Here is a 25,029-nt window from a genome sequence, read left to right as displayed (position 1 = left end):
TGTCAAATGAACGTTTTGTTCCCAATATTTCCCTAACATAAACTATTGATCTCGCAAGTGAGAGTTTTGTAGTCATAAACATTTAAAAAAGGTTTGTCATGCTGTGTTCTATATATAAAAGTTCAAAGAAAGAAGGAACATACCTTTATATCCCTAAGAAGGATGATTTTTCACAAGTTCCTGACGCATTGATGCAAATGTTTGGTAAACCTAGTTTTGTAATGGTAATTAAAATGGACGGCCGTAAACTGGCTCAAGTGAACATCGATAAAGTGAGAGAATCACTGAACACCGATGGTTTCTTTTTGCAGGTTCCGCCACCACCAGTTAACGAACTTGAGCTTCATAAAGAGCGTAAAGCTCAAAATAAAGGTCAAGACGAAGAGTGATAGCCACCTCAATTCAAGGAGGAGTGATCGTTGAGTAAATTTTCGAAAACCATATTGGCTGTGTCGGCATTACTATTGGGTAATAGCCTGACCATTGGCTCGGTTCAAGCTGAAGAGCTTAGCTTTGAGCAATATGTAGAAAAACTAAAGCAACAAGGTCGTGAAGAAGGTATTTCTGAAGCGATCATTGATGAAGCTTTTGATGGTGTGACGTTTAAGCCAAGAGCGGTAAAAGCCGACAAAAACCAACCTGAAAAGAAACTGACTCTGGATGAATACATTCCACGTGCGGTTCCTGACTGGAAAGTGAAGCAGGCGAGATCACTCTATAAGAAACACTATACGGCGTTAAAGCGTATTGGTGATGAATATGGTGTTCAACCAAGATTCATTGTCGCTCTGTGGGGTGTAGAGAGTAATTTTGGTAAGTTCACGGGGAATTACAGTGTTATTGACGCTCTAACAACCATGGCTTATGAAGGTCGCAGAGAAGCCTTCTTCCGTAGCGAAGCGATGGCGGCATTGAAGATTCTGGATCAAGGCCATATTGCACCAAAAGAGATGAAAGGCTCTTGGGCTGGCGCGATGGGGCAACCTCAGTTTATGCCAAGCTCATTCTTAGCTTACGCCGCTGATGGCAGTGGTGATGGCAAGAAAGATATTTGGGGTACTGAAGAAGACGTGTTTGCTTCGGCGGCTAATTATCTCAGCCAATCGGGTTGGGATGACAAATATACTTGGGGGCGTCAGGTTCACGTTCCATCAACTGTGTCTATTGAGATGCAAGGTCGAGACGAAGACAAAGCGAAATACCTAAAAGAGTGGTCTGAACTTGGTATTAAGCGTTATGACGATCGCCCACTGCCTACACTTGATGAAGATATCAAAGCTTGGTTGATAATGCCGGACGATGAAACGGGTCGTTCGTACCTCATTTACAACAACTACAATGTGTTAATGAAGTGGAATCGTTCTTATTACTTTGCGTTGGCGGTCAGCCACCTAGCCGATAGAATTAAGTTTGATTAATCGACCTAATTTGATTAATAGACTCAATCTGATTAATAGAACTAGGTCGCTTTGAATAGCATTTAGCCTACTATAGGCAGAACAGATTAAAGGACTCTTCGGAGTCCTTTTTATTTTATATTTCAGATATTTAAGAAGGTGGTTTTGTGCTAACAGATAGAGCCGCACAGATGGTGATATTCCATGCGTTAATCAAGCATGAAGGCTTTACCAGTGCAGCAAAAAGCTTGAATGTGTCGGTATCTCACATCAGTAAACAAATTGCTTTGCTCGAGGATTCGATAGGTATCAAGTTAGTGCAAAGAACCACACGCAGCCTTACGTTAACCGAAGCTGGAGAAGTGTTCTATCAGCATTGTGAGCAGCTGTTCAATACGGTGAAAGCGGCTCAAATGGACATGGATAGCCAGCGTGACGACATTTCTGGAATATTCCGTATAGGCTTGTCTCAGTCATTTGGCACACTGCATATCATTCCAGCGATTGACCAGCTTAGACAGCTTTACCCTCAGCTGAGAATTGAAGTGCATTTGTTCGATTACAAAGTGGACATGATTGAGGAGCGCTTGGATCTCTGGATCACTAACAATGAAGACTTGCCTGAAGGTTACATTGCGCAGCGTTTAGCAGATAGCCAGTTTGTGGTAGCCGCATCACCGGATTATCTGATTAAGGCAGGGACTCCACACGTGCCATCTGATCTGATTGACCATAACTGCCTTATCTACCGCAGCCGTGAACGTGATTACACGTCATGGGCATTTGATAGCGGCCAAGAAAATCTCAGTGTTAAAGTGGCGGGCGATTACTCGGTGGATTTGGCTGAAGCGGTACGAGACGCGGCAGTATCAGGTTGGGGCGTTGCTTACCTAGCGACTTACTTAGTCAAAGAAGAGTTTAGAACGGGCAAGCTCATCCAAGTTTTACCGGAATGGCGAGCGAGTCAGCTGATGCCATTCTATGCCGTGTATCCGAGTAGAAAGAACATGCCGAAGAAGCTTTCAGCAGTGATTGAGTTCATCAAAGATCATATCGGATCGCCGACTTATTGGGACAAAAACCTCAAAACTTGCGTTGAACTGCACCGCTAACTGTTTCCCAATCTATAAATATAATTTCCATATGGAAAAAGTTTGTTTTTTAATCAAAGTTAATTATTAAAATTCAATTACTTAGTGAAATTCACTATTAAAGAGTGATTCAACCAACATCACATTAACAACCTCAACTTGCCGCAAACGATTTCCTCTATAGAATGCGTCGCCTTTCCTACCTACAACTTTAGGTTGACGCACATGGCTTCCCTACTTGGAATTATCACTATTTTAGTAACCGCTTGGTTACTATCTACGGACAGAAAAAATATCCCGCTAAGAACCGTCTCTTTGGCTTTCTTACTGCAAATCTCATTCGCGCTATTGGTTCTTTATGTGCCGATGGGTAAAGAAGTGTTGAATGCAGCTACTGGTGCAGTGTCTAGCTTGATCAACTACGGTCAAGAGGGGATTAACTTCCTATTTGGTGGCCTAACGAATAACGGATTTGTATTCGCTATTAACGTTCTCGGCATCATTATCTTTTTCTCTGCATTGATTTCAGGTTTGTATCACATTGGCTTTATGCCAAAGGTAATCAACCTAATCGGTGGGGCTTTGCAAAAGTTCTTAGGTACAGGTCGTGCGGAGTCACTGTCTGCAACTGCGAATATTTTTGTTGGCATGATCGAAGCGCCATTGGTGGTTAAACCTTACTTGAAGCACATGACGGATTCACAACTGTTTGCCGTCATGGTGTGTGGTTTGGCTTCTGTAGCTGGTGGCACGCTAGTCGGTTATGCATCGCTTGGTGTTGATTTGAACTACCTGATCGCTGCGGCATTCATGTCTGCTCCTGCTGGTCTATTGATGGCCAAGATTTTGGTACCAGGTAGCGCAGATGAGGCTCAAGAAAATATTGAGTCTGACGTTGAAATTCCACGAGCAACAAACGTAGTTGAGGCAATGGCAGATGGGGCTATGTCTGGACTTCGTATTGCCGTTGCAGTGGGTGCGACACTTCTGGCCTTTATCAGTGTGATTGCAATGCTGAATGGCTTATTAGGTATTGTTGGTGGTTGGTTTGGCGTAAACCTAAGCTTCGAACTTATCCTAGGTTATGTGTTCGCACCCGTTGCATGGCTGATCGGTGTGCCATGGTCTGAAGCTGTGGTTGCAGGCTCGCTGATCGGTAACAAAATCGTTGTGAACGAGTTTGTGGCTTTCATCCAGTTAATGGACGTAAAAGACGCACTGAGTGAGCACTCAAAAGCGATCGTTACTTTCGCGCTATGTGGTTTTGCCAACATCTCTACGATGGCAATTCTGATTGGCGGTTTGGGTAGCTTAGTTCCAGAGCGTCGATCTTTCATCTCACAATACGGCTTTAAAGCAATTTGTGCGGGTGTGCTTGCCAACCTAATGAGCGCAGCGATTGCGGGCGTGGTACTTTCTCTATAAGTAATCATTGGTGACTTATAAGCACTTTCTAACTGGGCCATAACCACCCAGTTAGCTAATCGTGGCTTTGCTCTCCCTATAGTAAAGTGACTGATTAACCACAATAATATTCGCTTAGTATGATAAAGAGAGCCTATAGTGTAAGAACGTAGGCTTTCTTATTTCAGTGAATAAGTTTGTACCACAGGGTGTGGTACAAATGTTTAGGGGCACAAATGGATTTGTCGATCACTTCTTCTTTGGCGTTAATTGGACTCTTGTCCTTGGCTTGCCAGCTACTTGGTTGGCGTTTGCGTCTTCCCGCTATTCTTCCTTTGCTTATCGTTGGCCTGCTATTAGGTCCCGGTCTAAAGATCCTTAATCCTGATGCCATTTTTGGTGATGTACTGTTCCCGTTGATTTCATTAGGGGTCGCCATCATTCTGTTTGAAGGTGCATTGACTCTTAATTTCAAAGAAATCAGAGGCCATGGCCGCATGGTGACTCACTTAGTGAGTTTCGGCATGTTGATTACATGGGCGTGCATCGTGGTGGGGGCTTATTATTTTGTCGATTTCAGTTGGCCATTAGCGGCGCTGTTTGCTGCATTAGTCGTGGTGACTGGCCCAACGGTGATTGTTCCCATGCTGCGCAGCATTCAACCCAAGTCTTCGCTAGGCAGTATCTTGCGCTGGGAAGGGATAGTGATTGACCCGATTGGCGCTCTGTTTGCCGTTCTCGTTTACGAATACATTGTCTCTTCAGCCGATCCTACAAGCCATGTTCTGTCGGCGTTGGGGCTGACTTTAGCCATTGGTTTGGGCTTAGGGATCATCGGTGGCTATTTGATTGCCAAGATGCTGCAAGGGCATTGGGTTCCACATTATTTGCGTAACGTGGCGGTCCTGACATTAATGCTGGCGGCGTTCTCTTTCTCAAATGATCTGAGTGAAGAGTCCGGTTTATTAACCGTGACCATCATGGGTATCTGGCTCGCCAATGTGAAAGGCTTGGATCTCGAAGACATTATTGAATTCAAAGAAACCCTGACTGTGTTACTCATTTCTGCGTTGTTTATTCTGTTAGCGAGCAGGCTTGATTCGGGGACTTTCCTCTCAATAGGTTGGGGCGGAATTGGCTTATTAGCGGTCGTCATGCTGGTGGCTCGTCCTCTGAGTGTGTGGATCAGCGGGATCGGCACGGATCTTACTTCAGCAGATAAATGGTTTTTGAGCTGGATGGCGCCTCGCGGGATCGTTGCTGCCGCGGTTTCTTCTCTGTTTGCAATCAAGCTTCAAGAGAAGCAATTAATCGAAGGGGCAGATTTACTGGTGCCAATGGTGTTCTTGGTCATTATTGGTACGGTAGTGATTCAGAGCCTAACCGCGAGTTGGTGGGCTAGAAGGCTGGGTGTGACTCAAGAGAAGGCACAAGGGGTTATTTTCTTTGGTGCGACTCATTTTTCACGTCAGTTTGCCAAAGTGCTGGCGACACACAACATCAACAGTGTGCTTGCTGATACCAACTGGGAGAGCATTCGCTTAGCGCGCATGGACAACTTGAATGTCTATTTCGGTAATCCAGCTTCGAGCCATGCTGAAAATAATCTGGAATTGGATGGGATAGGGCGTGCCATGATTGTATCGCCTTATCGTCAAACCAACCCACTAGTCAGTATGCACTATCAAGATGAGTTTGGTGAGAATAAGGTGTTTGAACTTGAATCCTCAGAAAATAAACATGAAAGGCATCAGGTGAGCCGTGATGGCAATAGAAGCCTGTTTTCCGAAGGGGTTACCTATTCCAAACTTAACTCCTTGATGGCTCAAGGCAGCCAAATTAAGAGCACGGGTTTAACCGAGGCGTTTGACCTTAATGAGTTTAATGCCCTGTACCCTAAAGCGATTCCACTTGGCGTGATTAATGATGGTGATTTTCGCTTAGTGACACAAGGCTCTGAATTGGAAAAACTCATATCAACGGAGTGTCAGGTCATTAGTTTATTGCCGCCTTCGGAAGAGATTGAAGGCATCGATACTCCAGATAAGTAGTGAGTGCTCTGTATTTAAAGCGAGTCGCTTTGTATCAAAAACGAATAGCTCAGTATCAAAAAAGCCGCAACGTTTTCACGCTGCGGCTTTCTAATTTTGCTCTAGCTTATTTTACTCTAGGGCGAGGCAATTCATGCCACTGGTATTACTACCTAAGCTGTCATTGCGGACTATTTCGAGTGAAATTGCTCACAAGCGATCATAGTATTCTCGATTAGGCTTGCCACTGTCATTGGACCAACACCACCCGGAACTGGTGTGATGAAGCTTGCGCTTTCTTTAGCCACATCGTATTCAACGTCGCCAACGAGCTTGCCAGATTCCAAACGGTTGATACCAACATCGACCACAACAGCACCTTTCTTAATCCAAGCACCAGGAATGAAGTTAGGCTTACCAACGGCAACCACAACAACGTCTGCTTGACGTACGTGACCTTCAAGGTCTTTGGTGAAGCGGTGGCATGTTGTTGTCGTACAACCTGCTAGAAGCAGTTCTAGAGTCATTGGGCGACCAACAATGTTTGATGCGCCTACAACAACCGCGTGCTTGCCGCGTAAATCGATGTTGTAACGGTCAAGCAGCGTGATGATGCCTTTAGGCGTACAAGAGCGTAGCTTAGGCATACGCTGAGCCAAACGGCCTACGTTGTATGGGTGGAAGCCATCAACGTCTTTTTCAGGTGTGATACGCTCAAGAACGTGAGTAGTATCGATACCAGCAGGCAAAGGCAGTTGAACTAGAATGCCATCAATCTCTGGGTCTTCGTTCAGTTGGTCTACCAGTGTTAATAATTCGTCTTCTGTCGCAGTGGCTGGCAAGTCGTAAGATTTAGATACGAAGCCAACTTCTTCACATGCTTTACGCTTACTTCCCACGTAAACTTGAGAAGCAGGGTCTTCACCCACTAAAACAACCGCTAGGCCCGGAGCGCGTAATCCAGCTTGAGTGCGAGCTTTTACACGAGCCGCAACTTCAGAGCGAACCGTTTGAGAAATTAGCTTTCCATCAATATTTTGAGCAGTCATGAATTTCCTTAGTATTGATATTCAAGTTAGTGGCTGATGTTTTTGGCGCATTATTCCAGAAAATCTTTTTGATTACCATCAAGCAAACGTTTGCTTTGTTCTATTTTCCAACACTTATAATCTTATTGCCCTTTTTTTACTCACTTGGATCAGAATGTTAGATAAAGCCGTTGCTTTACTGATTCGAATTCGTATAATCCTTTCCTGTAGCGCGCCCTTAGCTCAGCTGGATAGAGCACCTCCCTTCTAAGGAGGTGGTCGAAGGTTCTTATATTAGGTTAAATCTGGTGTAGTGAACTGAGTAGATTTAAAGGTGTTATTGTAAACCTTAATGGTGCAGTAAAGCGTTACAGAAGTTTGAATTTCGTTTTTTAACTGGATATAGTTGGAAAACAAAATAAAGCGCCCTTAGCTCAGCTGGATAGAGCACGTCCCTTCTAATTGGCTAGTTTATACTAGCATTCAGGTTGGGCCTCTTTTTGGAAACGATAAGAGTGTAAGACGTCAAATTCGGGGAAACCTTACTTTAGCGAGTTGGCAATCCCGAGCCAAGCCTAGTAATACTGGGAAGGTGTAGAGACTAGACGGCGTCTACCTAAAGCTTTTATAGCTATGGTAAAGGGATAGTCCAGCGCACAAAGCCTTTATAGGTGGTAGCGAAAGCTATAGTGTGATGAAGGATGTGGTCGTAGGTTCGAATCCTACAGGGCGTACCACTTTTAGAAAGCCAGTATCTATTAGTTTAGATACTGGCTTTTTTTGTCTTGATGCCCAAGCCCCCATACACTCGTTTCAATTGAAACATTTTGAATCATTTTTACCCACTCCAACCCACTCCAACCCATTGCACCAAGTCCTAATATTAATTACTGTATATGTAATCTGTTAGGTTAATTTGTGGTGCGATGGAGTCATGCCTAGAAAAACTAAAAATATCGTGAAGAGAGAGCTGAGAGATTCTGACGGAGTCGTATTCTATTCATTTATGTCGAATACTACAGGAAGAATTATTGAGCTAGAAGAGCATATAAATTCAATGATTCTGAATAGCTTGCCATACAATACGGTTAAGGCGAAAGCTTCAGATCTAGCTAAATTCTATGATTATTTTATAGAGGCATCGGTAGTTATGCACTCTGATAAGTATGAAAAAGCAATCAATGAAAATCGAGCTATCGCAGCAAGTCATGAACTCAGAAGCACCCTGACTCTAATCTTTCAAGGGTATATATCCTTCCTACTCGACGGAAAAAAATCTAAAAACCCATTGGCAAGGATTTGTGCTGAAAATCTAGATATTAGTCCCTTAGCTAGGGCTTCAGTCAGCCGCATGATATCTAGCCTTTGCGATTTTGTGTCTGCATCAAATGCTCTGGAGCATAGCTTACAGCGTGAGCGCAAGGTGGGTCGCCTTATAAACGTAGAGCAAGGATTAACTGCTGTTGGTCAACAACTTGGAAAAGTCAGGAATTTGTCGCAGAGAGAGCGAACTGCCTTAATTAAAAATTCCTATTTAGCGTCTTGCATTTCAGGTGGTGCCAAGGTTACAACCATAAAGAACTTTTTCAAACTCCCTCCCGCCTCGAAATCAGATCAGGATAAGTATTTCCCCTTTGAATATGTCGGACAGTTCCTTGCCAGTATCAAGTCAAAACGAGATAGAGCTATATATGCACTCTGTTTTGGTGGAGGCTTGCGAATCTCTGAAGCGGCTTCCATTCGGTTTAAAGATTTGGATGTAGTAAAATGGCGGGTCAAGCTACACGATAAAGTCACAACTACTTATTTAGAATCAGTTAATTACACCAATGCGTCGGGCAAGCCTGTTGACCATTATGCTGTCCACCTGATCGAACCATTTAAGACTTTCTTTTTTAACGAACTATTTCTGTACTTGGAAAATGAAAGGCCAAACATGAAATCTGAATACGTTTTCTTACAGGGGCGTGGAGTGAAAAATAAGTTCACTGAAGAACTGGTCTATAACCCCTTCTATCACTCTAAAGAGAGCACAATCTGTGAGGCTTGGAATAAGAGCCTTATAAGAGCAGGATTGACCGATAAAAGGTTCGATAAGCTCGGAACGCATTCGATGCGTCACTTCTACGCTGTCTTCATGCGTAACTTTGCTCCGCGGCAAGATGGTGGTCAGGGGTATTCAGATGATGAAGTTCAATACTTTATGCGCCATTCTTCCCTAAAAAGCACAAAAATTTATGCCAAGGAAACCTTTGAAAAGATGGCGCAACAGATTAACGAAACAAACAACGCTTTGATGAAATATGAAACAGCCTTTTACGAGGGCAGCATAGCTAACAAACTCTCTATGATTGAAAAACAGAGTAAAAACTCATGATCTTCCTGAAAATGTTCACAAAAGATAGCTTCAGCTCGGTTGTTGCTTCATTTAACACTAAATTGAAGGAATGCTGCGATAATGTATTTTCTGCTTCATACAAACGGAAGGCCAATGGTGCAGATGATGGTAGTGATTACTGTATTGCAATGCTGAACTCCGTATCAGAAATGCAATTTCATGAAATAAAAAAATATTTGGAGGAGGTTGAGAGTTTACTGATAATGGAAGTTCGAGGAGTTACTAAAGAGGACTATCTTCCTGTGTTAGAAAAGCTCGTTCCGTCAACAACGAAGATCAGACGCAACGATATATTTCACCGTATGCACCACATGCGACTCTTTGTTGCGTACTTAGCGCTGAATAAGCTTGTAAGACTGAACACAATGGTTGGCTCTCACCCTAAATCTGCTAACTCTGCGACACGTATTAGCACAACTACTATGAGTCAATTTATCCCTCCTTTAGGTAACGATTGTTGGATTGGTGCAACTGTAAAGCGGTTTAACGATTTGAATGACCACATTCAAGTACCTTCATTTAAGGATCGGCTTTATGAGTTCACTCAGGCTGAGGGCTTTAAAGTTGACAAGCTCAATCAGGCTTTTAAAAGACTTGCGGACATCATTGTTGCCAATGGAATTACTGACGCAAATGATATTACGCTAGATGTTTTGCTCAGTTACCATAATGACCTTATGAAGCAATACCGGAATGATCCTGCTGCCTACAATATTAAGCCAGCACTGGACTTTCTCGTATACGCTAAACTCCTTGATAAAAGCGATTTTTATATAACATTCACCGATTTAAGGGCAAAACCACAAACAGGGTCAAAACCTGAACCTAATAGAAAAGTATTCGGTGCAAAATCTAGTATGTTAAGGGACTTTGTAGGAAAGGACGTTCAAGGAATCAAGCAGATAACGGTTCCTACAAGAGATAGGAAAACCAACTTAGATTATGGATATTGGTCTGGTAAGGCAGGCTCTGACTCATCATTTTATCCTGATGAACTAGATCAGAATAATATTTGGATCGCTGCACAACTTGACTATATACGTACAACCTCTAACGAGGCTGGCACAATCAAACAGAAGATGATGCGACTTAGTTTTTTGAACAAGTACCTTTTTTCGTATCTACCTGCTTACTTTAAGACTGAACTATCAGGCAAGTTTACCTATCCAGAACAACCAGAAGATTTGATTACCAGCTTGTTCGTCCAGCGCAGCAATGTGTTTGAAAATGAGAATAGAGACAAATTTACGGAAGGGTTCCAGTACCCAGTTACGCTTCAACAATTTGTCTACGACATGACCTCTGCTGTTCATCGAGATGATACAAGAAACAACAATAGCGGAAGAGATGCGCTAACAATCATCAGTAACTTCTTTGATTTTCTAGCGGCTTTAGATTCCATGTTAGTCGAGAACTTTAGGAACCCCCTGCTGGGTAGAACTAAAGACCGAGTAGGCAACAGGTATGTCAAAAACACAAAATATGTTTTTGGATTGGAGTATTGGCTTGGTTTACGTAGCTTTTGTAGCGAAGTCACAAATCAAATGCTAGATGAGTCAAAGAGAGCGATAGAAAATGGTGAGAATTGTAAGAGCTACATCATAGTAAATAAGGACGTAAACATTGACGGTAGCCTGCCTATGAAAATAGGTAGAGTTAACCTACAAAATATCCCACAAATTAAACTAAGCAAGAATGATGCTCTTCGATACAAAGAAGGCACAAAAGATGAGACTGTTTACATTCACAATCACATCTCTTGGTCTCTTATGAGTTTGGGCTTGCACTCTGGATTGAGAAGAGCAAATGCTATTTGGCTAGATGATCAAGAGTGTTTTAAGCTTTACTCCAAGGATAATGGTGGGTTTCAACAGCTCGTAGTTACAACCGATAAGGCTAAATCCCACTCTTATCCAGTTACAGTATCCACAGAAACAATGGAGATGCTGCAAAAGGTATATAAAATCAAAAAAATGGCGATGGAGTCTAATCCCAGCATTCGTGGTGAAGTGCCATACGATGGGCATAAAGACTCCAAATGGGGAGATATATCACCATTATTCAGACTAAAGAATGTGCACAATGATAGCGCGTGTCCGCATCAATTTAGCGAAATAATCAATGAGTATGAAGCCTTTCTAAGGCGAAACGGTGTTGATTTTGAGCCTACTACACTTTTTCTTCCTGCTATCAATTATTCAGTGAATGAGTTTATTCACCTAAACGCCATTGGGGAATTTAACACACAACTTTGCGAGATTTCAGTAGTTTATGATGACAATAGTGAAGATGTGCCTTTTATTCCAATCACAAGAAAAACTCGAATCACACCCCACTCATTAAGAACTATGACGGTAAGTGTTTTTGCACCGATATTGGGTTCAAAGGTGGTAGGTAAGTATTTGACTGGTCAGTCAGAAGCAACTGTAGATTTGTATACAAAAGCCCTTCCAAACAGCGCGTCAAAAGAACTGATTAACCAAATTGTTACACTTATAGGAGGATCGGATGCAAACGGTTTGAGCACTGTTCTTTCTGTTCGTGACTCAGAAATCAACCAACAGAATTTTGAGAAAGAACTGCATAGATCACCTAACCAAACAATTGATAAATATAACGCTCAATCGATTAACTTCGATATGGGGACTGACAATGTTCAGGTTAATGGACTTCATGAGCTAGGAAAAGGCAACACAAATAATATTGCCTACTTCCGTACTCATATTTGTCCTATAGGCGGAAAGTGCTCTAAAGAAGTTATTGACACTGTCGGTGAGAAAAACTGCCATGCATGTTCGTTAACAGTCGCTACCAATAATCATCTTCCATCAATCACTGCAACAATTCGGGTTTTGTGTGATGACATTAAAACGATAAATACAAAGTTGGACAATTTTGAAATGCTAGAGACAGAAAGGAAAGAGCTGGAAGACGAGAAAATGGAATGTGTAGTTAAAGCATCGTATTGGGAAGTGCGTAAGAACGTTATCGAAGAATCTAACGCTAATGCTAATGGTCTTTACTATGTGTCAGATGAAGGTTTGCAGCTAATCAGTGTAATCGAAGCTCAAGGTGCAAGCGAGCAAGAAATGTTAATGCTGAGGCTAAAAGAGACTGAGGGTGTACCAAGCTTACATAGTGAAAAATTAAAGATGCAAGCGTCAAGGTATAGAAGGAGAATCGAGAGCCAAGCTAAAGGGCAATTAGGCAATGTTAGCGAAGACTTGTCAGATATGGAGTATTTAGCGACAGTGGTTAAAACGAAAGCTGATTTACGAGGGTTAACTAATGACCAAACAATGGCTTTAGTAAGCATTGAGCATTAGAGGTAAAGCGTTATGGCAAATTTAATTGAACAAAAAAGAGCACTAGCAAGTACACGGACAGAAAATGTTAAGGAGATCCTTGAAGAATTAAAGAAGTCAAATTCGAACTTTACCTCGTCCCGTAAATTATCTGAATATATTGCCCAGAAACTGACAAAAGAAGGGAAGCCTTTAGATAGTTCAACACTGAGAAGAAAGAACAGCCCTTACAAGCCTTTGATTGATGAATATGTCGGTAAAAAGGAAAAAAGCCCTGAGGTACAAACCAAGCTTGCTTTGAAGATTGAGCTACAAGATAAAGAACTACAGGGACTGACGGCACTTGTAGATAATTTGGAGCATGAAGTTCAGGATAAAGAGAATGAAATTCGACTTCTTATCATTGAAGCACAAGATAAACGGAATCAGGTAATAGCTTCTATTGCACCACCCAAAGCTTCGACATACACGCAAACGGAATTAACTCAGCTCAAAGAATCACACAAGCTAGACAGGATTCAGCTTAGTAAGGCTATTGAAGTTATAGAAACACTATTAAAACCAGAGCTGAAAACTAATAACAATAATGACGGATCCTACGAGATCAGGAATGGTAAGGTTATTGATTTGGTGGCGGAGGTTGATCTTTTCAATCAGGAAAGTCTGCCAGATTTCTTCAAAAATAGATAATACCTCTCGCATTCAGGATTTAACTGTCCATAAAAGCATACTTAAATTACATAATTACAGCACCCTCTGTAGTTGTATAGCACTGAGAAGTGCATGACGAATTGGAGTAGCTCACAGCCAGAAGCTCGTGATGTTTGTTATAGTCTGAAAAGTATCAATTTTGCGGGTTGTATGAATTAATAACAGCAGGCTACACTGGGTCATCAAGTTTAATCAAAGTAGATATTTATGGAAATCTGCCATCTTTCTGATCTTCATTTGGAGTTTGGTCAAATGGAGTGCCCGCAAACTGATCTGCACCAGTAGTTTTGGACACCGAGTTGAGTGAGTACAATCACTAACGAGGTGAACCATGACAAGTAAGAAAAACGTATTCTCCACTCCCCTGAATTTAAAGCAGAAACACTGAAGCTAGCAGAGAAAGTCGGAGTCGCTGCGGCAGCGAGGCCTGTCTTTACACGAATCCCAGCTCTATGGTTGGCGTAAGGCAGCTAAAAGCGATACCAGCACCAGTCAACGAGAAAAAGATCTAGCCGCGGAAGTGGCAAAACTCAAAAGACAATTGGCTGAGCAGGCTGAAGAGCTAGATATTGTAAAAAAGGCCGCCACCTACTTCGCGAGAAACCTAAAATAGCTTGCTACGAATTTATGCTCGAACACCTGCTGAGCTTTAGCGTTGCACGCATGGCTAAGGTGTTCAGCGTTTCACGAAGTGGGTTTTATTACTGGATTAAGCATCGCCACAAGGCCATCCAGCGCGAGGTAACTCGCCAAGAGCTTGATACGAAGGTCAAAGAGGCTTTTGATAATAGCAAAGGTCGTGATGGCTCTAGGCGCATCCAGAAAGAGCTGGCTGAGAACGGTGATGGCCGTAATGTTAAAACCATTGCCGCCAGTATGAAGCGGCAGGATTTAACGCCGAAAGCGGCACGTAAGTTTAAGTGTACGACGGACAGCAAACATAAAATGCCAGTTGCTCCGAACCTGCTAGCCCAGAATTTTAACGCTGAGGCTCCGAATCAAAAGTGGGCGGGAGACATTACCTATGTAGCAACAAGGGAAATTGCTGGGACAATGCTTGTGTTGAGAGCTTTTTCCATTCAATGAAAGTTGAAGCGATCCAGTACGAGCCGATCATGACGCGAGACGAGATGCGCCAAACGATCTTTGAATACATAGAGGTTGATTATAATCGTACAAGAAGGCACAGTGCTCTTGGGTATCTAAGCCCAGTTAACTTTGAAAATCAAAAAGTCGCTTAATGGAGTGTCCAGTCTGACTGGAGCAGTTCAGTTAATGCTGAACCTGTTTATTCAACAGTGTTATCACCCTCTGAAAATCGCCAGTCATCATTAAATCCAGAGGTGTCAATCCGCAAAGATGTTTGTTATGCATCCTAACCCAGCCATAGAGCAGTTCATTATTCTTTGGGTATAGAAGCCTGAGGTACTTATGTATTGTCAGTAGATGTCTGGCGCGAGATCTGATGTCGCCTTCGTTAGGTAAACCAGTGCTCCCATCTCTCATGCCTCTCAGTACCACGTCATCACTATCTGACATTCCTAATATTTTGAGTTGAGTTGAATCTTGTAACCCCCAGAGGGTAAACATTTTGACAATGGCCTTAGCGACTATCACTGTTTCGTCTATATCATGCGGCATAATATTTCCTCTGACTAATAATCACCTGATAGGTTGTTTAAATGAACAGTAATTCAAGTAGTTAAAATAGTCTAATTAGAGCTAGATTCGTCACATAGATCTAGGTAGGTTTAATACACGGTAACGCCCGAATCCACACCAAATAATGCTGATGTGATGATAATTAGGCTTATGCATCTTGAGAGCATTTTTATCCGTTGAATAAATTGCTTCGGGACAAAAGCGCCTTAGAACTTAATTTGTAGCGCATTTAGATTAAGAGGCGCTACGCAAAAGTCTATTGAACCACTTCGGGGTTTGGCTTAGCCCTAGCTAGAAAAATAGGTGTATAGTTTGCTGCATTGATTCCGCCGTCATGCACAGTCCCTAAATCTTTGGGATCTACATCCAGTGTGGGCCATATCTTGTTATGACCAATGAAACGATCAAGGTTGAGTTTATCTAGTTCTAGGAATAAGTAGTCCTCTTTTTCCCCTCTCGCTATGCCCGCCGCCCAATATGCAAACCCGCTGGCTAAAATGTCTGCAATTTGAATTTGGGGATGCGCTTTAGAATCAACAAATTTAAGGGACTTTCCTTTGAGTGGAAGTTCATACTTACGTCTATCATAGCCGACTTCGACATTTTCTTGAGTCCAGTCCATGAATAGCGCGAACATATCAGCCTGCTTTTCGAGAGTCTGAGAGTCATCATGCATTAAGTGAAAACCTTTCGGATAGTCTTTACCCCATTGAATACATTGCGCAAACAATGCTGGGATTGACGGATCTAACGTCGTTTTATCTATACCATTGAGAGCATCATTGATGATCTCTTTCGTATCCAATATTTGTTGAATATCTGTTCTAAATGGAACATGGGTTGAAGAACTTTGTACATCCTCTACTGACGAATAGAATGCTTCGATAGACTCACTGTCCTTGTTTTTAAGCATAATGATAAATGCAGACATCATCTTGTCGACTTTGTCATCATCACAGAACACGGTTAAGCAGCAGTACAACATGTTAGAGAGAGCTATGTTTTGACCATTTATGTAAAGGTCTTCGCCTCTAAGATAAAGCATGTGCTCAATCAATGTGTCAACGATCTTAGATACAATCATAAAACGCTTGTGAAACAAGTTTATTTTTACAGCACTTGGGTTGATTAACTTAGAGCCGATTAAACGAACAATACCATCTTGCCCTGCTTTGTTTCTCTTCAACCTTTTGAAGTGAAGCTCGTGTTGAGCATTTGAGCCAACGAGTCCAATCAACTTCTTAGCGTCATCATCGCTCAGTTGGCAGCTAGCGAGGGTAAACATTGGTTGATCGTCATCCAATAAATTTGAGCCTGTATTACCAGACTCATCTAAGTATATGTTGGGAATTGTGTTCATTTTTTGGCGTTGTTTCTCTTTTTTAACGGTCGCGAGCTTAGTGAGCTTTTGTTTCTTTCTTAAACGATTTGCTTTGCTGTTTTTACTCATAATTTGGTTCTCGCAGATTAATTATGTCTCACAACTCTCTGAAATCCTTAGTGCATCTTCAATCTCGACACCAAGGTATTCAATCGTGCTTTCTAACTTAGCATGACCAAGAAGCAACTGGATAGCTCGTAAGTTCTTAGTTTTAGCGTAGATCAAGGAAGCCTTGGTTCGGCGCAGTGAATGTGTTCCGTATTGCGTTTTATCTAGTCCGATATCAGTAACCCATCGATTAACCATGGTGGTGTAGTAATGGTACGAGATGGGTTGTCCTTCACGGCGCGGACTTGGAAACAGATAGTCTGTTGGTGCCAATGAATTTTGGATGATCCACAGTGATAAAGTTTGCTGAGTCTTGGGCGTGATCTCGAAGTGTACTTCTTGTTGGGTCTTCTGCTGTTTAACGATGGTTCTCGACATCACACAACCACTACGACTGACATCTTGGACTTTCAAGTTACGTAAATCACAGGATCTCAACTTGCAGTCGATGGCTAGGTTGAACAGTGCCAACTCAAACAAGCGCTCTTCCAATTCAAGTCGAATACGGATGCGCCAAATGTCCTCCAGTTTGAATGCTTTCTTCTGACCTACACGCTTTCCTTTATTCCAAGCTTCCATAATGTGCTCCTTACTTCATAAAAATGCTCTTTAAGTAAGGCAGAAATCAAAGACAATGCTGCATCCAGTGGTATGATTGACGGAATATTTCTATAACAAGAAAACTTCTAATGAATCAAACAGAACAACAGTATTTGAAAGAGCTTGAAGGCAAGCTTTGGAACGCCGCAGACAAGCTACGCTCAACGCTAGACGCCGCGCAGTACAAACACGCAGTGCTAGGTCTAATCTTCGTTAAATACGTCTCTGATGCGTTTAAGCTGCGTCAGGATGAGATTAAAGCCGACATTGCTAACCCTGAGCACGAATACTACTTAGATCCTGCTGATTATTCTGAAGAAGAACTAGCAGAAGAGATTGCGATTGAACTGGAACAGCGCGACTTCTACACAGAGAAAAACGTGTTCTGGCTACCTACTGAATCTCGTTGGCAGTTCCTGCAAGATAACGGCCCATTGGTTATTGGTGGTGCTGAACTTGATATTAATGGTAAGCCAAAGAAAATCACTTCTGTTGGTCATCTTATTGATAATGCCCTTGAAGGTATTGAACGCGATAACCCGAAACTGAAAGGTGTGCTTAACAAGTCATATTCTTCATTGAAGATTGACCAAGCTAAGCTGAATGAGCTTATCAACCTGATCGCGACAATCCCGTTTGTTCATGCAGACTTAAACAGTAAAGACATCCTAGGTCACGTATACGAATACATGCTTGGTCAGTTTGCACTGGCTGAAGGTAAAAAAGGCGGTCAATTCTATACTCCGGCATCAATCGTAACGCTGATTGTTGAAATGATTGAACCGTTTGAAGGTCGAGTGTACGACCCTGCAATGGGTTCTGGTGGTTTCTTCGTTCAATCAGAGAAGTTCATTGAGCGTCATGCGAATGAGAAGAAAGTCGACGCACTGACGCAGAAACAGAAGATCTCTATTTACGGTCAAGAGTACAACCATACAACGTGGCAGCTAGCGGCGATGAACATGGCGATCCGTGGTCTTGATTATGACTTCGGTAAAGAGCCTGCCAGTACCTACACCAACGTACAGCACCCTGATCTTCGTGCTGACTTCATCATGGCTAACCCTCCATTCAACATGAAAGAGTGGAACACAGGTGTTGATGATAACGATCCGCGCTTCAAATACGGCCAACCTCCATCAGGTAATGCGAACTTCGCGTGGATGCAGCACATGCTTCACCATCTAGCACCTGAAGGCTCTCAGGCGCTTCTATTGGCAAACGGCTCTATGAGTTCAACAACCAACAACGAAGGCACCATTCGTCAGGCGTTAATTGAGAATGACTTAATTGAATGTATGGTGGCACTACCGGGTCAATTGTTCACCAATACTCAAATCCCAGCGTGTATCTGGTTCCTAACCAAGAACAAGAACCCTCGTGTTGATAAAGCTGGTCGTAAGCTACGTGGACGTAAAGGTGAGGTATTGTTTATTGATGCACGTAACCTTGGATTCATGAAAGACCGTGTACTTCGTGATTTTAGCTTTGATGACATTAAGAAAGTTGCCGACCTATTTCATGCGTGGAAAACAGGTGAAGAAGTTCATGGCTTAGCTTATGAAGATCAGGCAGGTTTCTGTAAATCTGCAACGCTAGAAGAAATTACTAAGCATGATTTTGTTTTAACGCCCGGCCGTTATGTTGGTGCTGCTGAGGAAGAGGATGATGGTGTTCCTTTTGCTGAGAAGATGGTAACACTGACTTCGAAGTTAAGTGGGCAGTTTGCAGAATCGGCAACGCTAGAAGCTGAAATTAAGAAAAACCTAGCGGGGTTAGGTTATGAGCTGTGATATTCGGTCTTCGTGGGAACTAGTGGGAGGAAAAGCACCTGAGCATTGGGGTTTTACTACACTAGATAAATTATTAGAGAATCCCAAATCTGTGTCTGTAGGTGTAATGTATCCCGGAAAAGACACTCTTGGTGGCATTCCCCTTATTAAAGTCTCCGACGTAAAAAATGGTTCACTAGTTGGAAAACCCGAGTTTTGTATAAGCAGTGATGTTGATGAGGAATACAAAAGAACAAGGTTAAATGGTACGGAGCTATTGATTACTTTAGTTGGGAATCCCGGTGACTGCGTATTAGTTACTGAACAGATGAAAGGTTGGAACGCAGCTCGTGCTTTAGCTGTTGTAAGACTAAAAGAACCTGAATTACGAGAATGGTTACGGTATGTCTTACTCAGCAAGCCAGCAAAGCACATAATTGATTCTCGTTTAAATACGACGGTTCAGAAAACTCTTAATCTCAAAGACGTTAAAGAGCTACCTATTCCACTGCCTCCAGAGAATGAAAGAGAGATCATTACAAAGAGCATTAGAGATATAGAGGATCGCTCTGTGATTAATTCTCAAATCAATCAAACATTAGAAGAGATGGCACAAGCCATCTTCAAATCGTGGTTTGTTGATTTCGATCCAGTCAAAGCAAAAATGAATGGTGAACAACCAGAAGGTATGGATGCTGCCACTGCCTCGCTATTCCCAGAAAAGCTCGTTGAATCGGAGTTAGGGGAACTGCCAGAAGGTTGGAAATTAGTTCCTGTGGGCGATCTGCTAGCAAATGCTATCGGCGGTGATTGGGGTAAAGAAGTACCTGATGAGAAGCATACTGAAGAGGTTAGAATTGTTCGCGGAACAGACATACCCAAACTTCATGGCGGTGCTATTGATTCTGTGCCCGTTCGCTATGTTGAGTCAAAGAAACTTAAAACTCGAAAACTAGAGCGTGGCGATATAGTTATTGAAGTTTCTGGTGGTAGTAAAGACCAACCAACAGGTCGTTCACTATTTATCTCTGATAACATCTTGAAAAGGCTAGACCTGCCGTCTGAGCCTGCCAGTTTCTGTCGACGCTTTAAACCTGTAAGTTATGAAATTGGCTTGCTGTTAGCTGTTCATTTTCAACTTATGTATCAAGCAGGGAAAACTTGGGAATACCAAAACCAGAGCACCGGAATTAGTAACTTCCAGACAAAATATTTCTTGGAAGCGGAGCATGTTGTTATCCCTTCAGAAGGCGTCCTAGAAGCATTTATTAAGCAAGTTAATCCAATGATGGATATGATTCATTCGAATCAAAATATAGAGCTGACTAAACTGCGAGACACGCTACTTCCTAAATTGCTTTCCGGCGAAATCGACTTAGATACAACCGAAGAATTGGTAGAGGTAAACTAATGGCGACCCGAGTGGAAATGATCATCGAGACGCTTAAAGCGCATCCTGAGAAAAAGTTTACTGCTCGGGATTTAGCCAAAGAGTTCGTACTTCGATACCCACAAGAAATTGCAGAAAAGCAAACCAACCCTCGTTATAACACTGAGGAAAAGTTGATTGCACAATTAGCGGCTGAAATTGGTGGGGAGAGAACAGAAAGAGCGAAGAACGTTTGCCCCAACGTGATCACAAGGGATAAACCAAGGCCACGCGTTTATTACTGGGAAGCTAATCCAGTAACAGAGCCGTCACGAGTCATAGTAAAGGACGAAAACGAACAAGAAGAGGTCGAGGTTGATACTCCATTCGCATCGCATAGTTACAGTGAGCACGATCTCTACCCTATGCTTGTCAAATACTTGAGTAAAGATCTTGGCCTGTACTGCCAGCGCATTGACGAGCGAAAGTCGAAAAACTCACATGGTAACGGCGGTAACCATTGGCTTCATCCTGATATTGTCGCTTTAGAGCCTCTTGATCAAGGTTGGGATGAAATTGTCCGAAGCTGTGTTCGAAGTGGTAATCACAGTTCGGTGAGACTTTGGTCTTTTGAAGTGAAGAAACACCTAACAAAAGGCAACGTTAGGAAGTATTTCTTTCAAGCAGTCTCGAACTCTAGCTGGGCTAATTTTGGTTACTTAGTTGCGACGGGCTTGAACAGTGATGTTGAAGGCGAGTTGCAAATGTTATCAAGCCTGCATGGTATTGGGGTCGTCATCCTCGATACTGAATCATTATTTGATAGCCAGATCCTGATTCCAGCTCAGGAAAAAAGTAACGTTGACTGGCAGTCTGCAAATCGGATTGTGACTGAGAATAGTGACTTTCATCATTATATCGAGCAAGTCGGAATTTATAACCAAACTGGACGATTGATTCAGAGCGCATGGAATAAATAAAAATAACAAGGGTAAGGCTTAATGATCACTGAAGACCAGTTAGAACAAGAATGTATTAGATGGTTCACCGACCAAGGTTATCTGTATAAAAATGGCTATGACATCGCACCTGATGGCGATTCTCCAGAGCGTGATGATTACCATCAAGTTGTTTTGAAGCAACGGCTATTAAATCAATTAGCAATCATCAATCCAGAGCTTCCGATAGAGGCACTGAATGATGTGGTTAACACGGTATCTTCCCCCGATACGCCAATTCTTATTAAAAACAACCGCGCTTTCCACAAGTTTGTGATTGAAGGGGTGCCTGTCGAATACACGGCTGTTGAAGACGGTGAATCGAAGGCAAAGCATACTCACGCTCAGTTAATGGATTTTGCAACGCCTAATAATAATGAATTCCTTATCGTGAATCAGTTCACCATTACTGGCACCAAGGGCAATCGCCGTCCTGATGTTGTGGTGTTTATTAACGGCCTACCCATCTCTGTGATTGAGTTGAAAAATCCAGCCGATGAACATGCCGATATTTGGAATGCCTTTAATCAACTTCAAACCTACAAAGATGAAATTTCAGATCTGTTTATTTTTAATGAAGCGTTGATTGTTAGCGATGGCTGGACGGCTCGTGTTGGTTCATTAACGGCTAATAAAGAACGATTCTTACCGTGGAAAACAGTTGCTACAGAGGATGATAGACCGTTATTGGAGTTTCAATTAGAAACCATGGTTCGTGGCTTTTTCAAGCAAGATCTACTCCTCGACTATATTCGTTACTTTGTACTATTCGAAACCGACAACGACAAAATCATCAAGAAAATTGCAGGTTATCACCAGTTCCACGCAGTGAGAGCGGCTGTTGAGGCGACGGTTCGTGCCGCCAATACCTCTGGTAACTTCCTTGAGAGCACTATCCCTGCATTAGAAAAGATTAAGCAAGGCAGTGGTAAGGCTGGGGTTGTTTGGCATACTCAAGGTAGTGGCAAAAGCATCTCTATGGTTTGCTACGCGAGTAAACTGTTACAGCAAGCATCCATGAATAACCCAACGATTGTGGTGGTAACTGATCGAAATGATCTCGATGGTCAGCTTTACAACACCTTTGGGATGGCGCAAGAAACGTTAAAGCAAATACCTCAACAAGCGGATGATCGTGATGCGTTACGTGATCTGCTTTTAAATCGTCAATCTGGCGGCATCATCTTCACGACGATTCAAAAGTTTGCTTTATTAGATGAAGAGACAGAGCACCCTAGACTGTCTGAGCGAAGCAATATTGTTGTCGTTTCTGATGAGGCGCACCGCAGCCAGTATGGCAACAAGTCAAAAATGGTGGAAGTGAAGGACAAAAACGGCACTGTAACGGGTCACAAGTACGTTTATGGTTATTCCAAGTACATGCGTGACGCACTGCCTAATGCTTCATTCATCGGCTTTACAGGCACGCCAATCGCGATGGATGATAAAGACACGCGTGGTGTATTTGGCGAATATGTTTCTATCTATGATATTCAAGATGCCGTTGACGATGGTGCAACGGTGCCTATCTACTACGAATCTCGCCTTGCAAAGCTTGATATTAACCAAGATGAAATTGAGCAGCTTAACGATAAAGTTGAAGGTGAAATCGGTGAAGATGAAGAAACGGCAGATCGTGAAAAAGTAAAATCAGAATGGGCAACGCTAGAAAAGCTGGTAGGCGCAGAGCCTCGTATTGAACAAGTCGCAAAAGATCTCGTTGAACATTTCACCACTCGAACGTCGACCTTTCCCGGTAAGGCGATGATTGTTTCGATGAGTCGAGAAATCTGTGTTGACCTCTACAATGCTATTGTGGCAATTAAACCAGAATGGCATCACCCAGATACAGATAAAGGTGCAATCAAGATTGTGATGACAGGCTCTGCATCAGACAAAGAAAAGATGCAGCCTCACATCCATGATAAGAAAACCAAAAAACTATTCGAGAAGCGCTACAAAGATACTGACGATGAGCTTCAACTCGTTATCGTTCGAGACATGTGGTTAACAGGATTCGATGCGCCTTGTTGTCATACCATGTATATCGACAAGCCAATGAAAGGGCATAACCTGATGCAGGCGATTGCTCGTGTAAATCGCGTGTTTAAAGATAAGCCCGGCGGTCTGGTAGTTGACTATATCGGTATCGCTAATGAGCTTAAAAATGCACTGAAAACCTACACTAATAGCCAAGGTAAGGGGCAACCCACCGTCGATACGGCAGAAGCGTTTGCTGTACTAATGGAAAAGGTTGATATCATTCGAGGTATGTTCGCAACACCCGTTGATACAAAGGTATTCAACTACCGTCCGGACTTTGAAACGGATGCATTGCGCTTGTTACCGGGAGCGGTAAACCATTTATCAGGTTTGTCTCATTCTGATGCTAACGGAAAGCAAGTCAGAGACGGAAAGAGGCGATTCCTCGATGTGATGGCAGCTTTAGCTAAAGCATATTCACTGTGTAGCACCATGGATGAAACTCATGGTTATAAGAATGAAATTGCTTTTTACTCTGCGATAAAGACAGCTTTCATCAAGCACTCAACGGTAGACAAGAAACGTACCGATGAAGAGCGCAATACAGCATTGAAGCAAATTTTAAATAATGCTGTGGTAGCCGATGGTGTTGATGACATTTTCACTATGGTTGGTCTTGATAAGCCGAATATCGGGCTTCTTTCTGAAGAGTTCTTGGAAGATGTGAAGAACATGAAGGAGAAGAATCTCGCTGTAGAGCTGTTAGAAAAGCTACTTCGTGATGAGGTTAAAGCTCGCATGAAGAATGATGTCGTTCAGGAGAAGAAATACTCTGAACGTATTATGTCGACGCTGCAAAAGTATCATAACCGCAGCATTGAAACGGCTCAGGTTATCGAAGAGCTGATTCAATGGGCAAAAGAGATGCAAGAAGATGGAGAGCTATTAGAGAAGCTCGACCTCTCTGTTGACGAAATTGCTTTTTATCGTGCCTTGGTCGACAACGAATCTTCGGTTAGAGATCTTGGTGACGACAACTTGCGTAAGCTTGCTATTGAATTGACTCATCAACTACGTAAGTCAGCTACGGTTGATTGGCAAAAGAGGGATAGTGTTCGTGCTCGTATGCGAAATCTTGTTCGTCGATTGCTACGCAGATGGAAGTACCCACCTGATGCGGCTGAAGAAGCAATTAAGCTTGTGCTTGAGCAGGCTGAAGTGTTGGCTGATGGTTGGTATAAGTAAATGAGAAAGGCAAGGTTAATACCTTGCCTTTTGTAATTATCACCACCTAATCCAGAGCATATATAGCATTCCTTCCTAGAGATAAGTGATGCACTAACTTATAGAAACAGAGTCTCCCTAGAAGTGTGTGACGTCTGTAGCTTAAAGTAACAACATCCCCCTAGAAGTATGTGACATATCAACTCACCTGATGCGGCTGAAGAAGCAATTAAGCTTGTGTTAGAGCAGGCTGAAGTGTTGGCTGATGGGTGGTATAAATAGTGGTAAAGGCAAGGTATCAAATCAACCTTGACTTTTGTAATTATCACCACCTAATCCAGAGTATATATAGCATTCCTTCCTAGAGATAAGTGATGCACTAACTTATAGAAACAGAGTCTCCCTAGAAGTGTGTGACGTCTGTAGCTTAAAGCAATAACATCTCCCTAGAAGTGTGTGACGTCTGTAGCTTAAAGTAACAACATCCCCCTAGAAGTATGTGACATATCAACTCACCTGATGCGGCTGAAGAAGCAATTAAGCTTGTGTTAGAGCAGGCTGAAGTGTT

The 25,029-nt window shown here is 42.6% G+C and carries 15 protein-coding genes and 1 pseudogene; 13 read left to right on the top strand and 3 right to left on the bottom strand.

The genetic code is table 11. From position 1 onward, the window contains the following. Window positions 1-98: 98 nt before the first annotated feature. The 5 genes from L3V33_RS09755 to L3V33_RS09735 all read left to right on the top strand — a co-directional run bounded on the left by L3V33_RS09755 (window position 99) and on the right by L3V33_RS09735 (window position 5,943). Window positions 99-389, top strand: a complete 291-nt coding sequence (locus tag L3V33_RS09755) for a YcgL domain-containing protein (protein WP_017079488.1) — start codon at window positions 99-101, stop codon at window positions 387-389. Window positions 390-419: 30 nt separating this feature from the next. Next, a complete protein-coding gene (locus L3V33_RS09750; RefSeq protein ID WP_017079489.1) occupies window positions 420-1,418 on the top strand; it encodes a lytic murein transglycosylase in 999 nt (332 codons plus the stop codon). A 170-nt stretch (window positions 1,419-1,588) separates the two neighbouring features. Continuing rightward, window positions 1,589-2,509 (top strand): LysR family transcriptional regulator, encoded by a 921-nt coding sequence (locus tag L3V33_RS09745; protein WP_237290399.1) that lies wholly within the window; start codon window positions 1,589-1,591, stop codon window positions 2,507-2,509. Between the two features lie 204 nt (window positions 2,510-2,713). Next, window positions 2,714-3,913, top strand: coding sequence for a NupC/NupG family nucleoside CNT transporter (locus tag L3V33_RS09740; RefSeq protein WP_004734178.1), 1,200 nt, complete (start codon window positions 2,714-2,716; stop codon window positions 3,911-3,913). Between the two features lie 215 nt (window positions 3,914-4,128). Continuing rightward, window positions 4,129-5,943, top strand: a complete 1,815-nt coding sequence (locus L3V33_RS09735; RefSeq protein ID WP_237290317.1) for a sodium:proton antiporter — start codon at window positions 4,129-4,131, stop codon at window positions 5,941-5,943. Between the two features lie 170 nt (window positions 5,944-6,113). Here L3V33_RS09735 and folD read toward each other — a convergent pair whose 3' ends face one another. Then, window positions 6,114-6,971: a bifunctional methylenetetrahydrofolate dehydrogenase/methenyltetrahydrofolate cyclohydrolase FolD gene (folD, locus tag L3V33_RS09730; protein WP_171327901.1), complete on the bottom strand. Its 858-nt coding sequence runs from the start codon at window positions 6,969-6,971 to the stop codon at window positions 6,114-6,116. Between the two features lie 913 nt (window positions 6,972-7,884). Between folD and L3V33_RS09725 the strand changes: the two genes are divergently transcribed. From L3V33_RS09725 to L3V33_RS09710, 4 genes and pseudogenes are all read left to right on the top strand, one after another. Further along, complete coding sequence (locus L3V33_RS09725; protein ID WP_237290316.1) at window positions 7,885-9,327, top strand: site-specific integrase; 1,443 nt, start codon at window positions 7,885-7,887, stop codon at window positions 9,325-9,327. Next, on the top strand, window positions 9,324-12,674 hold the full coding sequence (locus L3V33_RS09720; protein WP_237290315.1) for a hypothetical protein: 3,351 nt from the start codon (window positions 9,324-9,326) through the stop codon (window positions 12,672-12,674). Before L3V33_RS09725 ends, L3V33_RS09720 begins: the two co-directional genes overlap by 4 nt. 12 nt (window positions 12,675-12,686) lie before the next feature. After that, a complete protein-coding gene (locus L3V33_RS09715) occupies window positions 12,687-13,343 on the top strand; it encodes a hypothetical protein (RefSeq protein ID WP_237290314.1) in 657 nt (218 codons plus the stop codon). A gap of 372 nt (window positions 13,344-13,715) precedes the next feature. Next, a pseudogene (locus L3V33_RS09710) lies at window positions 13,716-14,605 on the top strand (IS3 family transposase). A gap of 677 nt (window positions 14,606-15,282) precedes the next feature. Here L3V33_RS09710 and L3V33_RS09705 read toward each other — a convergent pair. Together L3V33_RS09705 and L3V33_RS09700 are read right to left on the bottom strand one after the other, a co-directional pair. After that, window positions 15,283-16,476, bottom strand: a complete 1,194-nt coding sequence (locus L3V33_RS09705; RefSeq protein ID WP_237290313.1) for a DUF3800 domain-containing protein — start codon at window positions 16,474-16,476, stop codon at window positions 15,283-15,285. A 21-nt stretch (window positions 16,477-16,497) separates the two neighbouring features. Further along, complete coding sequence (locus L3V33_RS09700; RefSeq protein WP_102308768.1) at window positions 16,498-17,094, bottom strand: tyrosine-type recombinase/integrase; 597 nt, start codon at window positions 17,092-17,094, stop codon at window positions 16,498-16,500. Window positions 17,095-17,204: 110 nt separating this feature from the next. On the opposite strand from L3V33_RS09700, the gene L3V33_RS09695 reads away from it, so the two are divergent. From L3V33_RS09695 to L3V33_RS09680, 4 genes are read left to right on the top strand one after another with little or no spacing between them, the layout of a single operon-like run. After that, a complete protein-coding gene (locus L3V33_RS09695; protein ID WP_237290312.1) occupies window positions 17,205-18,908 on the top strand; it encodes a class I SAM-dependent DNA methyltransferase in 1,704 nt (567 codons plus the stop codon). Then, window positions 18,898-20,298 (top strand): restriction endonuclease subunit S, encoded by a 1,401-nt coding sequence (locus L3V33_RS09690; RefSeq protein WP_237290311.1) that lies wholly within the window; start codon window positions 18,898-18,900, stop codon window positions 20,296-20,298. The genes L3V33_RS09695 and L3V33_RS09690 overlap by 11 nt, the downstream gene beginning before the upstream one ends. Beyond that, window positions 20,298-21,236, top strand: coding sequence for an HrgA protein (locus L3V33_RS09685; RefSeq protein WP_237290310.1), 939 nt, complete (start codon window positions 20,298-20,300; stop codon window positions 21,234-21,236). Before L3V33_RS09690 ends, L3V33_RS09685 begins: the two co-directional genes overlap by 1 nt. A gap of 21 nt (window positions 21,237-21,257) precedes the next feature. Then, window positions 21,258-24,482, top strand: a complete 3,225-nt coding sequence (locus L3V33_RS09680) for a type I restriction endonuclease subunit R (protein WP_237290309.1) — start codon at window positions 21,258-21,260, stop codon at window positions 24,480-24,482. Window positions 24,483-25,029 lie beyond the last annotated feature (547 nt).

Source organism: Vibrio sp. A2-1 (assembly GCF_021728355.1).
Taxonomy (GTDB): Bacteria; Pseudomonadota; Gammaproteobacteria; order Enterobacterales; family Vibrionaceae; genus Vibrio; species Vibrio splendidus_K.
This window is presented reverse-complemented; position numbering and strand designations above follow the sequence as displayed.

Coding starts and splice junctions, on each gene's coding strand:
- L3V33_RS09755 (WP_017079488.1), top strand. CDS start 99: ATGCTGTGTTCTATATATAAAAGTTCAAAGAAAGAAGGAACATACCTT.
- L3V33_RS09745 (WP_237290399.1), top strand. CDS start 1,589: ATGGTGATATTCCATGCGTTAATCAAGCATGAAGGCTTTACCAGTGCA.
- L3V33_RS09740 (WP_004734178.1), top strand. CDS start 2,714: ATGGCTTCCCTACTTGGAATTATCACTATTTTAGTAACCGCTTGGTTA.
- L3V33_RS09735 (WP_237290317.1), top strand. CDS start 4,129: ATGGATTTGTCGATCACTTCTTCTTTGGCGTTAATTGGACTCTTGTCC.
- folD (WP_171327901.1), bottom strand. CDS start 6,971: ATGACTGCTCAAAATATTGATGGAAAGCTAATTTCTCAAACGGTTCGC.
- L3V33_RS09725 (WP_237290316.1), top strand. CDS start 7,885: ATGCCTAGAAAAACTAAAAATATCGTGAAGAGAGAGCTGAGAGATTCT.
- L3V33_RS09720 (WP_237290315.1), top strand. CDS start 9,324: ATGATCTTCCTGAAAATGTTCACAAAAGATAGCTTCAGCTCGGTTGTT.
- L3V33_RS09715 (WP_237290314.1), top strand. CDS start 12,687: ATGGCAAATTTAATTGAACAAAAAAGAGCACTAGCAAGTACACGGACA.
- L3V33_RS09705 (WP_237290313.1), bottom strand. CDS start 16,476: ATGAGTAAAAACAGCAAAGCAAATCGTTTAAGAAAGAAACAAAAGCTC.
- L3V33_RS09700 (WP_102308768.1), bottom strand. CDS start 17,094: ATGGAAGCTTGGAATAAAGGAAAGCGTGTAGGTCAGAAGAAAGCATTC.
- L3V33_RS09695 (WP_237290312.1), top strand. CDS start 17,205: ATGAATCAAACAGAACAACAGTATTTGAAAGAGCTTGAAGGCAAGCTT.
- L3V33_RS09690 (WP_237290311.1), top strand. CDS start 18,898: ATGAGCTGTGATATTCGGTCTTCGTGGGAACTAGTGGGAGGAAAAGCA.
- L3V33_RS09685 (WP_237290310.1), top strand. CDS start 20,298: ATGGCGACCCGAGTGGAAATGATCATCGAGACGCTTAAAGCGCATCCT.
- L3V33_RS09680 (WP_237290309.1), top strand. CDS start 21,258: ATGATCACTGAAGACCAGTTAGAACAAGAATGTATTAGATGGTTCACC.